General features: G+C 67.3%; 14 protein-coding genes. 12 read left to right on the top strand and 2 right to left on the bottom strand.

Annotated features, from left to right (window positions below):
- Positions 1 to 93: 93 nt before the first annotated feature.
- The 9 genes from ACZ1DY_RS00800 (at position 94) to ACZ1DY_RS00840 (ending at position 9,116) form a co-directional block, all read left to right on the top strand.
- On the top strand, positions 94 to 1,485 hold the full coding sequence (locus ACZ1DY_RS00800) for a carbohydrate-binding protein (RefSeq protein ID WP_465483316.1): 1,392 nt from the start codon (positions 94 to 96) through the stop codon (positions 1,483 to 1,485).
- 145 nt (positions 1,486 to 1,630) lie between these two features.
- Complete coding sequence (locus ACZ1DY_RS00805; RefSeq protein WP_185927068.1) at positions 1,631 to 2,467, top strand: LytR/AlgR family response regulator transcription factor; 837 nt, start codon at positions 1,631 to 1,633, stop codon at positions 2,465 to 2,467.
- Complete coding sequence (locus ACZ1DY_RS00810) at positions 2,464 to 2,979, top strand: DUF485 domain-containing protein (protein ID WP_126732521.1); 516 nt, start codon at positions 2,464 to 2,466, stop codon at positions 2,977 to 2,979. Before ACZ1DY_RS00805 ends, ACZ1DY_RS00810 begins: the two co-directional genes overlap by 4 nt.
- 159 nt (positions 2,980 to 3,138) lie before the next feature.
- Positions 3,139 to 4,965: a sodium/solute symporter gene (locus ACZ1DY_RS00815; RefSeq protein ID WP_257483637.1), complete on the top strand. Its 1,827-nt coding sequence runs from the start codon at positions 3,139 to 3,141 to the stop codon at positions 4,963 to 4,965.
- Between the two features lie 112 nt (positions 4,966 to 5,077).
- Positions 5,078 to 5,431, top strand: coding sequence for a DUF485 domain-containing protein (locus ACZ1DY_RS00820; RefSeq protein WP_126732520.1), 354 nt, complete (start codon positions 5,078 to 5,080; stop codon positions 5,429 to 5,431).
- Positions 5,428 to 7,059 (top strand): solute symporter family protein, encoded by a 1,632-nt coding sequence (locus ACZ1DY_RS00825; RefSeq protein ID WP_126732519.1) that lies wholly within the window; start codon positions 5,428 to 5,430, stop codon positions 7,057 to 7,059. The genes ACZ1DY_RS00820 and ACZ1DY_RS00825 overlap by 4 nt, the downstream gene beginning before the upstream one ends.
- Positions 7,060 to 7,106: 47 nt before the next feature.
- Positions 7,107 to 7,457, top strand: coding sequence for a rhodanese-like domain-containing protein (locus ACZ1DY_RS00830; protein ID WP_126732518.1), 351 nt, complete (start codon positions 7,107 to 7,109; stop codon positions 7,455 to 7,457).
- A gap of 35 nt (positions 7,458 to 7,492) precedes the next feature.
- A complete protein-coding gene (locus tag ACZ1DY_RS00835; RefSeq protein ID WP_465485803.1) occupies positions 7,493 to 8,419 on the top strand; it encodes a DUF4328 domain-containing protein in 927 nt (308 codons plus the stop codon).
- A gap of 388 nt (positions 8,420 to 8,807) precedes the next feature.
- Positions 8,808 to 9,116 carry an antibiotic biosynthesis monooxygenase family protein gene (locus ACZ1DY_RS00840; protein ID WP_465483317.1) on the top strand — a complete coding sequence of 103 codons (309 nt, stop codon included), beginning with the start codon at positions 8,808 to 8,810 and terminating at the stop codon, positions 9,114 to 9,116.
- A gap of 76 nt (positions 9,117 to 9,192) precedes the next feature.
- On the opposite strand, the gene ACZ1DY_RS00845 is transcribed toward ACZ1DY_RS00840, so the two are convergent.
- Positions 9,193 to 10,362: a cytochrome P450 gene (locus ACZ1DY_RS00845; protein ID WP_465483318.1), complete on the bottom strand. Its 1,170-nt coding sequence runs from the start codon at positions 10,360 to 10,362 to the stop codon at positions 9,193 to 9,195.
- Positions 10,363 to 10,402: 40 nt separating this feature from the next.
- Between ACZ1DY_RS00845 and ACZ1DY_RS00850 the strand changes: the two genes are divergently transcribed.
- Entirely contained in the window at positions 10,403 to 10,960 is a 558-nt protein-coding gene (locus ACZ1DY_RS00850; protein WP_465483319.1) for an NUDIX hydrolase, read from the top strand.
- A gap of 3 nt (positions 10,961 to 10,963) precedes the next feature.
- Here ACZ1DY_RS00850 and ACZ1DY_RS00855 read toward each other — a convergent pair whose 3' ends face one another.
- Complete coding sequence (locus tag ACZ1DY_RS00855; protein ID WP_465483320.1) at positions 10,964 to 12,415, bottom strand: XRE family transcriptional regulator; 1,452 nt, start codon at positions 12,413 to 12,415, stop codon at positions 10,964 to 10,966.
- 231 nt (positions 12,416 to 12,646) lie between these two features.
- Here ACZ1DY_RS00855 and ACZ1DY_RS00860 point away from each other — a divergent pair, with 231 nt between their 5' ends.
- Both ACZ1DY_RS00860 and ACZ1DY_RS00865 read left to right on the top strand, forming a co-directional pair.
- On the top strand, positions 12,647 to 13,261 hold the full coding sequence (locus ACZ1DY_RS00860; RefSeq protein ID WP_465483321.1) for a hypothetical protein: 615 nt from the start codon (positions 12,647 to 12,649) through the stop codon (positions 13,259 to 13,261).
- Complete coding sequence (locus ACZ1DY_RS00865; RefSeq protein ID WP_465483322.1) at positions 13,248 to 13,616, top strand: hypothetical protein; 369 nt, start codon at positions 13,248 to 13,250, stop codon at positions 13,614 to 13,616. Before ACZ1DY_RS00860 ends, ACZ1DY_RS00865 begins: the two co-directional genes overlap by 14 nt.
- Positions 13,617 to 13,620: the final 4 nt, after the last annotated feature.

Here is a 13,620-nt window from a genome sequence, read left to right on the forward strand (position 1 = left end):
GTAGGCGGAAGTGGTTCAGACCAGGTCTCATATCGGACATACCGCTTTGTTGTGAACGGCAACAAACCTCGACAGCGTTGACGAGGAGGTCCGATGTCCGTTAATCGTTCCCGTTGGAAGATCGCGCTCGCCGCCACCGCCGGCGCGGCTCTGATCACCGTCCCCCTCACCCTGCCCGCATCCGCCGCCGTCCCGCCCCCGCCGTCCGGCTGGACCACCGTGTTCACCGACGACTTCACCGGCGCCGCGGGCTCGCTCCCGTCCAGCGCGAACTGGATCATCGACACCGGCCACGGCTACCCCGGCGGCCCGGGCAACTGGGGCACCGGCGAGATCCAGAACTACACGGCGAACCCGGCAAACCTCGCCCAGGACGGCTCCGGGAACCTCCGGATCACGCCGCTGCGTGACGGCGCGGGCAACTGGACCTCGGCGCGGATCGAGACCCAGCGCACGAACTTCAAACCACCGGCCGGTGGCGCGCTGCGGATCGAAGGCCGCATCCAGATGCCGAACGTCACCGGCGCGGCGGCACTCGGCTACTGGCCCGCGTTCTGGGCGCTGGGCTCGCCGTATCGCGGCAACTACTGGAACTGGCCCGCCGTCGGCGAGTTCGACATCATGGAGAACGTCAACGGGATCAACACGGTCTGGGGCGTGCTGCACTGCGGCGTCAACCCCGGCGGCCCGTGCAACGAGACCACCGGGCTGGTCGGCAGCCGCACCTGCCCCGGCGCCAGCTGCCAGAGCGCGTTCCACACCTACACCTTCGAATGGGACACCAGCGTCAGCCCCAACGTGTTCCGGTGGTTCGTGGACGGGCAGCAATTCCATTCGGTCAGCCAGAACCAGGTCGACGCCACCACGTGGGCCAACATGACGAACCACGCGGGCTACTTCGTCCTGCTGAACGTCGCCATCGGCGGCGCGTTCCCGAACAACAACTCCGGCACCACGACGCCGGGGCCGGGGATCGTGCCGGGGCACCCGATGCTCGTCGACTACGTCACCGTGCTGACCCGCGGCGGCGGCACGACACTCCCGACGACGACCACCACGGGAAGTCCCGGCGGCGGCAGCGCGTACGGCACGATCCAGGCCGAGTCGTACGGCCAGTCGGCCGGGATCGCCAAACAGGCCACGTCCGACACCGGTGGCGGGCAGAGCATCGGTCCGGCGGGCAATGGTGACTGGGCGTTGTATCCGGGCATCGACTTCGGGACGCAGACGGGCAGGCAGTTCCAGGCGCGCGTCGCGTCCGGAGCGGCGGGCGGCGTCAGCGGACTCGTCGAAGTCCGGCTCGACAGCCGGTCCAATCCGCCCGTCGGCAGCTTCGCCGTCGCGAACACCGGCGGCTGGCAGAGCTGGCGGACCATCCCGGCGAACATCAGCGGCGTCACCGGGAAACACGACGTCTACCTGACCTTCACGAGCGGACAGCCCGCCGATTTCGTGAGCGTCAACTGGTTCACCTTCACGCCGTGAAGGGATAGGTGTGGCACGGCGAGGCGGTTCGTGTCACCGGAAAAGATGACGGCACCGGTCACCCCAGGCGCGGGGGTGGGCGGTGCCGTCCTTTTCGTTCGACTTTCGTGAAGCGGGCTGGACAAGGAACCCGGCAATGGGCAGGATGCGTCTCACTGTGAGTGCTCACGATGACACCCGGAAGCTCATCGTCCTGGCGGTGGACGATGAGCCCAAAGGGCTAGACGAACTCGTCCACTGTCTCCGCAACAGCCCGCACGTCGCCCTGGTCTACCCGGCGATCGACGCTTCGGAGGCGCTGCGCCTGCTGTCCGCGGACGACCCGAGGCTGGCCGACCGCAAGTCCCGCGGCCTGCCGATCGTGGACGCGGTGTTCGCCGACATCGACATGCCCGGCCTGTCCGGGATGGAGATGTCGCGGGTGTTCGCCGCGCTGCGCCCGTCACCTGCGCTGGTGTTCGTGACCGGGCACGCGGAAGAGGCCGTCAACGCCTTCGACCTCGGTGCGCTCGACTACGTGCTCAAGCCGTACCAGCAGGATCGGCTCGACCGGGCCATCACGCGCGTGATGGACAAGCTCGCCGCCAACGCCGCGCCGAAGTTCGGCGCGGAAGGCGGGCTGGGACAGGTCAAGAACGACGACGAGGTCATCCCCGTCGAGCTCGCGGGCACCACGAAGCTCATCCCGCGGTCTTCGGTCCGCTGGGTCGAGGCGCAGGGCGACTACGCCCGGCTGTTCACCACCGACGGCAGCCACCTGGTCCGCATCCCGCTCGCCCAGCTGGAAGAACGCTGGGAGAAGGCGGGTTTCGTCCGCATCCACCGGTCGTTCCTGGTCTCCCTGCCGCTGATCACCGAACTGCGCATGGGGCAGGGCGGCTATCAGGTCGTGATCGGTAACGAGGAGAAGGTGCTGCCGGTGAGCCGCCGCCACACGCGCGCCCTCAAGGACAGGCTGGTCGGCGCCAACCGGTCGACGTGACCGACGACTACTACCGCCGCGTCAACGGCGTCCGCGAGCCGGACCCGACGCTCGGAAAGAGCAGGAAACCGGCGGTGCCCGAGGGCGCCGCCGTCGAACCCGTTCCCGGCGCGCCGTCCGGCCCGAAGCACGAGGCCAAACCCGAACATCACGCGAAACCCAAGCGGCAGCGGGTGATCCTCGCCGATCCGCGCCAGGCCACCAGCACCCTGCGGGCCAGGGTCGAACTCGAAGAACAGACCAGCTGGGGCAAGCTCCTCGTCCGGGATCTGGTGAAGATCCAGCTGCGGACCGCTTCCTGGCTGGCGCTGCTGGTGATGGTCACGCTGTGTTCGCTTCCGGTGCTCTTCTATCTGATCCCGTCGTTCGGCCGGGTGACCGTCGTGGGCATCCCCGTGCCCTGGCTGATCCTCGGTGTGGCGCCTTTCCCGTTCCTGTTCGGCATCGGCCTCTGGTACAACCGGCTCGCCGAACGACACGAACGCGACTTCGTCGACATGATCGAGAACTGATCGCGGAGCTGCACATGGAGGAGGACCCATGATCACGCGCTCTCTTGTGGCCGAGGGCCACGGAAACGCGGTGGCTGGGCGCCTTGATGCCTCCGTGACCTACCTGTTTTCGCCGCGCCCTGGCGGCGCGTTTCCGTCAGCGCGCGATTAAATGACACCGTGCAGCTGAATTCGTGGGCCATCGCCGGCATCGTGCTGGTGGCGGTCCTGACCTTCTACCTCGGACATCGCTCCTCGAGGTCGGCCGTCAGCACGCACGATTTCCTCGTCGCCCGGCGTACTGTGCGGTCCCGCCGCAACGCCGCCGCGATCTCCGGTGAGTACCTGTCCGCCGCGTCGTTCATGGGCGTCGCCGGCATCGTGCTCAAGGACGGCGCGGACGCGCTGTGGTTCCCGATCGGCTTCACCGCGGGCTATCTCGCGCTGATGCTGTTCGTCGCCGCGCCGCTGCGGCGGTCCGGCGCGTACACGCTGCCGGACTTCGTCGAGATGCGGCTGGGTTCGACGATGCTGCGCCGGTTCTCGACGGCGTTCGTGGTGTTCATCGGGATCCTCTACATGGTCCCGCAGCTGCAGGGCGCCGGGCTGACCCTCTCGACGATCTTGCCGGTGCCGGTGTGGGCCGGAGCGCTCCTGGTCACCTTCGTGGTCGGGTTCAACGTGATCGCGGGCGGGATGCGCGCCATCACCGTCGTCCAGGCCTTCCAGTACTGGTTGAAGCTGTTCGCCATCGCGGTGCCGACGTTCGTCCTGTGCATCGTGTTCCTCGGTTCCGGCGGGCCGGGCAGCGCGCGTCCGCTGGGGCAGCCCGCCCCGCCGACGTTCCCAGAGAACACCACGGTGTCGGTGCAGGCCGACGTCACGCTGAAGGTCACCTCGGTGACCGTGCTCGAGGCGTACGGAGAGGTGGAAGGCGCGCGCGCCAACGGTTTCGCGGTGTGGACGCCGGAGGCCGGGCACAAGGTCGCGAAGGGCACGACGCTGAAGTTCACCGCGGGTACGCCGGTGCCGGTGGTCAGCGACGCCCCCACGTCCAACGGCGACTGGCTCCGGCCGGGGTCGGGGAGTCTCACCGATCTGCTGCAGGTCTATTCGCTGATCCTGGCGACCTTCCTCGGCACCATGGGGCTGCCGCACGTCCTGGTCCGCTTCTACACCAACCCCGACGGCAAGGCCGCGCGCCGCACGACGGTGCACGTCCTGCTGCTGCTCGGGCTGTTCTACCTGTTCCCGACGCTGCTGGGCGCGCTCTCGCGGATGTACGTGCCCGAGCTGCTGGTGACCGGCAAGACCGACGCCGCCGTGCTGCTGCTGCCGTCCGCCGTTCTCCCCGGGCTCGGCGGGCAGATCCTGGGCGCGGTGACGGCGGCCGGAGCCTTCGCGGCGTTCCTGTCGAGTTCGTCCGGGCTGCTGGTGAGCGTCGCCGGGGTCGTGTCCACCGACGTCCTGCCCGGTCGCGTCCGCGATTTCCGGGTGGCGACGGCGATCGTGGCGATCATCCCGCTCGCGCTGGCGGTCCTGCTGCCGTCCGAGGATCTGTCGCTTTCGGTCGGGATGTCGTTCGCGCTGGCCGCGTCGACGTTCAGCCCGCTGCTGCTGCTCGGGGTCTGGTGGCGCAAGCTCAGCTGGCCCGGCGCGCTGGCCGGGATGCTCGTCGGCGGCGGGCTGGTGCTGACCGCGCTCGTGGTCAACATCGTCAGCAAGTACAGCGGCGGCTGGGCGCCGTGGTTCTCGAACCAGCCCGCGCTGATCACCGTGCCGGCCGCGTTCCTGACCACCTACGTGGTGAGCCGCGCGACCGGATACGGGCGGCCGGACGACGTCCACGGCGTGATGCTGCGGCTGCACGCGCCCGACCCGCTCGGGTTCATGCGTGATCGCGCGGTCGCCCGGTTCGGGCAGGCCGAAGACGACACAGCGGACACGGCGAAGCCACAGAAGACCGAGAAGGCACGGACCACCGGTAAAGGCCGCCACCGGAAGTAAATCACTCTTTCGAGTCGCGAGCGTCTACTCAGAGTCGTACCGTTCACTCAAATGGATTGCTCCTCTCCGGCCCTGAGAGGGGCATGATCTTTCGTGACAACGAAGTCATCGAATGGTCGCGGTAGACGGGAGGTCCGACGTGAGCGATACCGATCCGGAATCCGACTGGGAAAAGGTGCAGGCGAGTCCGGACTTCGCCGAGTTGCGCCGACGGCTGCGGGTCTTCGTTTTCCCGGTCTCGGCGCTGTTCCTCCTTTGGTATCTGCTCTACGTGCTCCTCGCCGACTACGCGACCGAGTTCATGAGCACCAAGCTCTTCGGCAACATCACCGTCGGCCTGGTCTTCGGTCTGCTGCAGTTCGTGTCCACCTTCGTGATCACCGGCCTCTACGTCCGGTACGCGAACCGGAAACTCGATCCGCTCGCCGACAAGATCCGGCATGAGGTCGAAGGGACCGAGCGGTGAATACGCTGGCAGCGGGCGTACAGGGCAGCAATCCGGCGCTCAACATCACCATTTTCGCGATCTTCGTCGCGATCACGCTCGTGATCGTTTTCCGGGCGAGCCGGAATACGAAGACCGCGTCCGACTACTACGCCGCGGGGCGCGCGTTCACCGGTCCGCAGAACGGCATCGCGATCTCGGGCGACTACCTTTCCGCGGCGTCGTTCCTGGGTATCGCCGGTGCGATCGCGATCAACGGCTACGACGGTTTCCTCTACTCGATCGGGTTCCTCGTCGCGTGGCTGGTGGCGTTGCTGCTGGTCGCGGAACTGCTGCGCAACACCGGCAAGTTCACCATGGGCGACGTGCTGGCGTTCCGGATGAAGCAGCGCCCGGTCCGCGCGGCGGCCGCGGTCTCCACGCTCGCCGTCTCGTTCTTCTACCTCCTCGCCCAGATGGCGGGGGCGGGCGGCCTGGTGAACCTGCTGCTCGGTATCGAAGGGAACCTAGGCCAGGACCTGGTGATCGCCGTCGTCGGCGTGATCATGATCCTGTACGTGCTGATCGGCGGGATGAAGGGCACCACCTGGGTCCAGATCATCAAGGCCGTCCTGCTCATCGCGGGCACGTTCGCCATGACGCTGTGGGTGCTCGGGAAGTACGGCTTCAACCTGTCCAGCCTGTTCCAGGCCGCCGTCGACAAGGGCGGGCAGACCGGGGAAGCGCTGCTCGGGCCGGGCAAGCAGTACGGCAAGACCGAAACGACGAAGCTCGACTTCCTGTCGCTGGGCATCGCGCTGGTGCTGGGCACCGCGGGCCTGCCGCACGTGCTCATGCGCTTCTACACGGTGCCGACCGCGAAGGACGCGCGCCGTTCGGTGGTCTGGGCGATCGCGCTGATCGGCATCTTCTACCTGTTCACCCTGGTGCTCGGCTACGGCGCCGGCGCGCTCGTCGGCCCGGACGTGATCGCGAAGGCGCCGGGGACGACCAACTCGGCGGCACCGCTGCTGGCACTCGAACTCGGCGGCCCGATCCTGCTCGGGTTCATCGCGGCCGTGGCGTTCGCGACGATCCTCGCGGTGGTCGCGGGCCTGACGATCACCGCGTCGGCGTCGTTCGCGCACGACGTCTACGCCAGCGTGATCAAGAAGGGCAAGACCGCCCCGGACAGTGAGGTCCGCGTCGCGCGGATCACCGCGCTGGTGATCGGGGCGGTCGCGATCGTCGGCGGGATCCTCGCGAAGAACCAGAACGTGGCGTTCCTCGTGGCGCTCGCGTTCGCGGTGGCGGCGTCGGCGAACCTGCCGACGATCCTGTATTCGCTGTTCTGGAAGCGGTTCAACACCCAAGGCGCGCTGTGGAGCATCTACGGCGGGCTGAGCGTGTGCGTCATCCTGATCGTGTTCTCGCCCGCGGTCTCGGGCAAGCCCGTGGACCCGAAGACCGGGAAGAGCGCCTCGATGATCCAGGGTGTCGACTTCCACTGGTTCCCGCTGGACAACCCGGGCATCGTGTCGATCCCGGTCGCCTTCTTCCTCGGCTGGCTCGGGACCGTGCTGTCCAAGGAGCACGACCAGAAGAAGTACGCCGAGATGGAGGTCCGCTCGCTCACCGGAGCCGGGGCGGAAAAGGCCGTCAAGCATTGAGTCGCTCTTCACGCGCGCGCAACGGGACGGGATGCGAGGATGGAACGGTGGTGAGCCCTGCTGACATCCCGACCGTCGCCGTCCGTGATCTGCCGAAGGACGGCGTCGTGCTGCTCGACGTCCGCGAGGACGACGAGTGGGCCGCCGGGCACGCCCCCGGTGCCAAGCACATCCCGATGGGTGAACTGCCCGCGCGCGTCGGCGAACTCGACGAGCTGCCCGACGACCAGCCGATCCACGTGATCTGCCGCAGCGGCGGCCGGTCCGCGCGCGCCGCCGCGTGGCTCAACGCGAGCGGCTGGGACGCGGTGAACGTCGCCGGCGGGATGGGCTCCTGGAAGCAGGAGGGGCGCCCGATGGTCGGCGACCATCCCGGCGTCGAACCCGAAGTGCTGTAACCGTGCAGCCAGGCCACTACCCGCCGAGAGCGCCGATACCGCCGGTGCGTCCCGCGCCGATGCGGCAGCCGGTGCGGCATCGCGTCCGCTGGGTCGCTTCGCCGCCGCCAGGCGCCTTGCCGTCGCGTCGCAAACCCGTGGCCGAACGCTATTCCGGTCCGCCGTCCTATCCGGTCCCGCCGCGGTGGGGCTTCCCGAACCTGGTCTGGCGACGGCCGACCGCGGTCCCCGGGACGGCGTCCGGCGAGGTCACCGCGGGGGAACGGCTGCGGGTGATCACGCGAAGCCTCCTGCCGGTGCTGTGGACCTTCGCCGCTCTCGCCGTCGTGGCCTCGGCCGCCGAAATCTGGCGCTACGTCCTGCTCGTGCAGAGCCGCGACTCCGCGTTGTCGACGTCCGTCGTCTCGGTGTCCGACAGCTTCGTGATCACCGCGGGCCTGCTCACGACGATCCTTTCGCTGCTGCCGTCGGGGCTCACCGTGTGGTGGCTGCTCGTGGCGAGGCACGCCGCCGCGGACGCCCGCGGCGAGATGCCGCCAAGGCGGCTGTGGCACGTGCTGGTGTTCGTGCTGGTGCCGGTGGTGAACCTGATCATGGTGCTGCCGATCGTCGCGGAACTCGAACACGCCGTCCTACGCCGGACGCGGGAAACGCGGCCGAAGCCGTCGCGGCTCGTGCTGATCTGGTGGGGCGTCTGGATGCTGAACTGGGTGCTGCTCGGGCTGGTCATCGTGTGGCGGTTCCGTGACGGCGTCCAGGCCCTGGCCGACGGGGTCGTCCTGGTCGCGCTGACCGACCTGGCCGCGGCCGGGCTGGCGGTGGTGACGGCGCTGCTCGTGAAGCGCATGTCCGGCCTGCTCGCTCCTGTGGCGGAGAAGCGCCTTCGGCTGCTTCGCGTGCTGAAGGTGGACGGGGCGCCGGATCCTGAGCGGCGAGAGCGCCCGACCTCTTCGGTGCGCTGACGCGACTCGTGTCGTCCGTTCAATCACGCGTGTCGTCTGTCTGATCACGCGTGTCGTCCGTCTGATCACGCGAAGTCGCCGAAGAGCCTTGTCTGTCCACAAGGGACACGTGTCGAGACGAACGTGCCCGTTTTGGGCGATTAGCGAGGTCTGTGGCGGGGGTCGTGAGTGGCAATGCGGGTTCTAACCCGCATTGCCACTCACGACCCGCTTTGCGAACCGCGCAAAAGCCTTGAATCGGTCACTCAAGTACCGAGAAGCGTCCCTTGTGGACCTGTGGGCCCTGACCTGCGAAAAGAGAGCAAGGGACCTTTGCTACCGCCCGGGCCGGCGGGGTGAGCCAGGTCACCGTTGACCTCCAGTTCGCTGGAGGTTCGAGACTGTGCTCATGAGCGACGACGGCGTCACCTTCATCAACGTCTTCGAGATCCCCGCCGACCAGGTGGACGAGTTCGTCGAGACGTGGCGAGAGCGCGCGAAGCTGATGCGGGACGCGCCCGGGTTCCGCGACGCCAAGCTCCACCGGGCCCTGCTGCCGGATTCGCGCTTCCAGCTGGTCAACGTCACGCACTACGACAGCAAGGAAGCCTGGGAAGCGGCGGGCAGGAACCAGGTCTTCCAGGCGTCGACCGAACGCGCCGCTCAGGTCGCGACCCCTAACGCCGCGCTCTACGAAGTCGTCGTCGAGTACCCCTAGGCCGGGTCCGGTAAGCCTGTCCGCGGTCTTCGCGCCTGGATCACGAAGCCCATCGAACAGGCTTACCGGACCCGGCCTAACGCGTGGTGACCCGGAGCGAGCGCAGCCCCCGGATCACGAATTCGGGCCGCCGTTCCGGGGTTTCGGCGAGTTCCAGTCCCGGCAGTTTCGCGGCGAGGGAGCTCAGCGCGGCCGCGATCTCCACGCGCGCGAGCGGGGCGCCGACGCAGTAGTGGATGCCCATGCCGAAGCCGAGGTGTGCGTTCGGCGTGCGGCCGATGTCGAGGGTGTCGGGCCGGTCGAAGACCTTCGGGTCCCGTGCGGCGGCGCCGAGGAGCGCGCCGATCTTCTCGCCCTCGGCCACCCGGAATCCGGCGATCTCGACGTCGGCGGTCGCCGTCCGCTCGAACAGCTGGAGCGGCGCGTCGAAGCGGATTAGTTCCTCGACGCACGGGTCCAGCAGCTCCGGCGAGGCCACCAGCCGCTCCCACTGGTCGCGGTGGGTCAACAGCGCGTTGACGCCGTTCCCGATGACGTTCACCGTCGCCTCGTGCCCGGCCATCAGCAGCAGGACGGCGGTCGCGACCAGTTCGTCCTCGGTGAGCTCACTGCGCAGGAGATCGCTGACGATGTCGTCGCCGGGGGAGTCCGCGCGCTGCTTCGCGACACCGCGCAGGTACTCGACGAACTCCGCGGACGCGGCTTCGGCGGCGTCGCGCTTCTCTTCGGCGAGCCCGTATTCGTACATCTTCACGATCGAGTTACTTAAAACCACTACACGGTGGCCGTCCTGCTCAGGGATGCCGAGCAGGGCGGCCATCACGGCGACAGGTAGCGGCTGCGCGAGGTGCTCGAGTAGGTCGGCCTCGCCATCTGCGGCGATCTTGTCGGCAAGCTTCTCGACCATGTTCTCAGCGAGCTGCTCGACCATCGGTCGCAGTCGCTCGACGTGACCGCGGCCGAACGCCGAAGAGATCGCACGCCGGAGGCGCGTGTGCGTTGGTGGCTCGTTCTCAAGTAGAGAGTTCCGGTGCAGGAGGTTGAACGACGCGAACCGCTCAAGGGGTTGTGCGTCGGTCCATATGCGGCCGAGTCCCCGGTGCCTGAGCACGGCGGAAGACGCGGCGTGTGACACCGCGACGGCCATTCCTAGCCCCTCATGCCAGTGGATCTCGCCGCGCTCGCGGAGGTCGGCGAAGTACGGGTACGGGTTCGCGAGGAAGGCCGGATCGGCGGGGTCAAACACCCGCCGACTGTAGCTCTGTTGGGCCGTAGCATGTCGTCACGTGGCTACCGAAGCGGATGGGCAAGAGCTGACACGTTGGACGATCCACGGAGAGCGACTCGTCGACGACACGCGTCGCGACCGCGTGAGCATCGCCTCGGTGGAGTTGCCCGACGGCGTGAAGTTCGAGCAATGGGTGTTCCGCATCCGCCCGGCCGCGATGATGGCCGTTCTTGACGATCAAGACCGGGTGCTCATGCTGTGGCGGCACCGGTTCATCATCGATCGGTGGGTGTGGGAGCTGCCCGGCGGTTACGTCAACCCGGACGAAGACCCTGCGGTGACTGCCGCGCGCGAGGTCGAGGAAGAGACCGGCTGGCGTCCGCTCGACGTCGAGCCGCTCGGTTCGCTGCAACCCATCATCGGCAGTGCGGACGCCGAGAACCGGCTGTACGTGGCTCGACGGTCCGAGTACATCGGCGAGCCCGCGGATATCAACGAGGCCGAGCGGGTCGCGTGGATTCCTCTCGACACGGTCCGGGACCGGATCTTGAAGGGCGAGATTGTCGGTGCAGCATCGCAGGTCGCGCTACTGCACATCCTCGCCTTCTACCGCTGAGCCCTACGCCGGCGTGGGAACGCCAACGGCGCTCATCTGCGCGTAGACGGAGCGCACTCGGCCGTCGGTCCGGTGGGGAGCAAGGCGCCGGCCAACGTCGGCGAGGTAGGCGCCGCCCCTAATCGACCGAACGTTCTCGCTCATCCGCACTGCCTTCGCTGCCTCGGCGCACGCTTCCTCAACGCGGCCTTGGCCAGCCAGGATCGACGAGAGAAGTGCGGTGTTGAACAACCGGCCGCGGTCGTACCCGTCGCTCATGGTGAGCGACCGACGGGCGAACTGCTCAGCTTCCGCGAGGTGACCGAGGTCGCGGAAGGTGTGCGCGAACTTGGCCGACAAGTAGGCGTTGTCGAAGTAGCTCAGCCAAGCCGGCCCGGAGCCAGGCACGAACCGCTCGAAAGCCCGTTCGGCCTCACCGAGCGCCGCGAAGCACGCCCCGGTGTTGCCCTTGAGCGCCTGGCCGTGAGCCTCCAACACAGCCGCCTCGGCTTGCAGCGCGACCAGGCCGGAACGCTTCGCCGTTCGCCTGGACGCGAGCGCCATGTCGACCGCGACGTCGCGGGACCGGTTGAACGCCGCGTGGTGCGACATGGCGGCGAGCATCTCGGCCTCGAGCGCATCGTCGCCGGCGTCCTGCGACAGCTTCAACGCGTCGCGCAAGTGCCGTTGCCCGTCCGCTGCGTTACCGACGTCGTAAGCACTCCACCCTGCGACCTGGTGTAGCTCAGCGGCTGCGGCGAACAGTTCGTTTCGAGCGGCTGTCGTTCTGCTGGTGTCGTTCAGCATCGGCGTCACGCTCGAGGTCAAGTAGCTGGTGATCGTGGTCGTTCCGCGACTGTGTCCGCCACCGAATCGGTTGTCGAGCTGGCGGAACGTCTCCGTCATGTGTCGGACGATCTCTGCGTCGGTGCTTCTGGGCTTTGCCGATCCAGCCGCGGCCGCCGGGGGCGAGCCGAGCAGGGACGCGCCAATTGCTGTGATGCCTACGCTTGCGGTCTTGAAGAACTGTCGCCGTTGCACGTCATCGAGGCTAACCGCGACTGTCGGCTCGGCCGATTCTTCGGGCGTATGGGAAACGCTGAACCAGAGCAGCGAGCGCGGCACGTGCAGAGCCGTTGCCCAACGCTCGAGCTTCTCGAGATCGCTCGGACGCCTGGCGTCGGGTGCCTCGAGGCGGCTCACCTGCGCTTGCGTGAGGCCGAGCCACAGGCCGAGCGCGGCCTGTGAGACGTGGGGCTTGTGTTCTTGGCGGTAGGCCGCGAAGAACCAGCCGAAGTGACGCGCCTTGAGCGCGGTGCGGATGCTGTCGGCTTCCCAGAACGGTTCAGGCTGGGGCTGCGCTACATGGGAGATCAGCCGACGAGTGCAGGAGCCGCAGTAGTCGCTTACGCGGTCGCGAGCCAGTCGTGCGCTGCACGCTTCACACGTTCGCGCTGCTCTCCGCACCGTGGTCACCCCTCGTTCATCGTCCAACGCGCAGTGTATGTGACTCGGCACGCTATGTCACAGATTCCATGCGGGGCATGTATGGAATCCGGCGTTAAGGCGCTGTACCTGCCGGATCTCATACGCCGTTGTCGTTTTCTGCGGACCGTCTACGGCGGACGCTCAGTGCATGTACGAGGTAGCTCACGGTAACAACGCCACGTCGCAGCAGGTGACGAGCCCGACTGTCGGGTTTCGCTCATGAGCGCCGGCGAGGTTGCCGTGCGCGCGGTGATCGGTGCCGTTGCTGGCGTCGCGGTGGTCGCTGCCTTGGTTCCGTACCTGCGCCACGTCCGCCGAGACCGTGCTCGCTTCCTTGACGAGCAGCAGTCGACGAAGCCGCGCAACGGTCGGAAGCCGGAAGGCATGTCCGGCGACCCTCTCGAATTCGTGGCGGGTGCGGGGAGTGTGCCCCCCGGCCTCTCGCATCCGCCACGTTCCAACGCTGCGACCGCACGCCGGAAGGTTGCCAACACTGGCGAGGTCTTCGCTCGAGCCGCGGCGTCTATTCCCGAACGTAATCGCGTGATCGTGTGGCGCGAACTCACCGAAGAGAGTCGACCATTCCGCATCGCTTACCGTTGGGCGACAAGCTTCGGCAAGCTGTTCACGCTTGGCATGTTGTTTTTTGCGGGTTCCGTGGTTGCTCTCTTTGGTGACTATTCGCCTTTCTTTCTGTTCGCAACATTGACGGTTAGCGCGATCCTTGTGGGGCTTCCGGCGGTCAAGCTGCATCGTATCGCGTGGCAGGCACTCAACCTGTCGGCCGGCGTGTACGTGGTCGCACTTAAAGGAGAAGATCATGTGGACGAGTGAAGACGCGCTTAAGGAACTGGTCTCCCGCAAATTCCGTGCTATTCAGCTCGCGGGTTCTCCTGGGCAGCCCGAAATGATGTTGTTCTCGCGAGGGTGGGAAGAGCCCTTTATGGACGAGGTGATAGTCAGGGCCGAAGACGACGCGACGGCGTGTAGGCGCCGTCTTGTGGATGGCGTCGACTTCCTCGAACGCAAAGATTACGTCTGGTACACCGACGGTTCAGTCGTCGAGGTTGTCGACGAGTTGATCTTTCATCTTCCGCACCCGGCCAACCCGAAGGCGCCAAAGCTTGTGATCCCCACGCCGGGCACACTTTGGCTCCCGCCTGGCGCTCGAACCGAAGTTCACGCATAGCGTT

The organism is Amycolatopsis sp. PSD-21 (assembly GCF_055561455.1).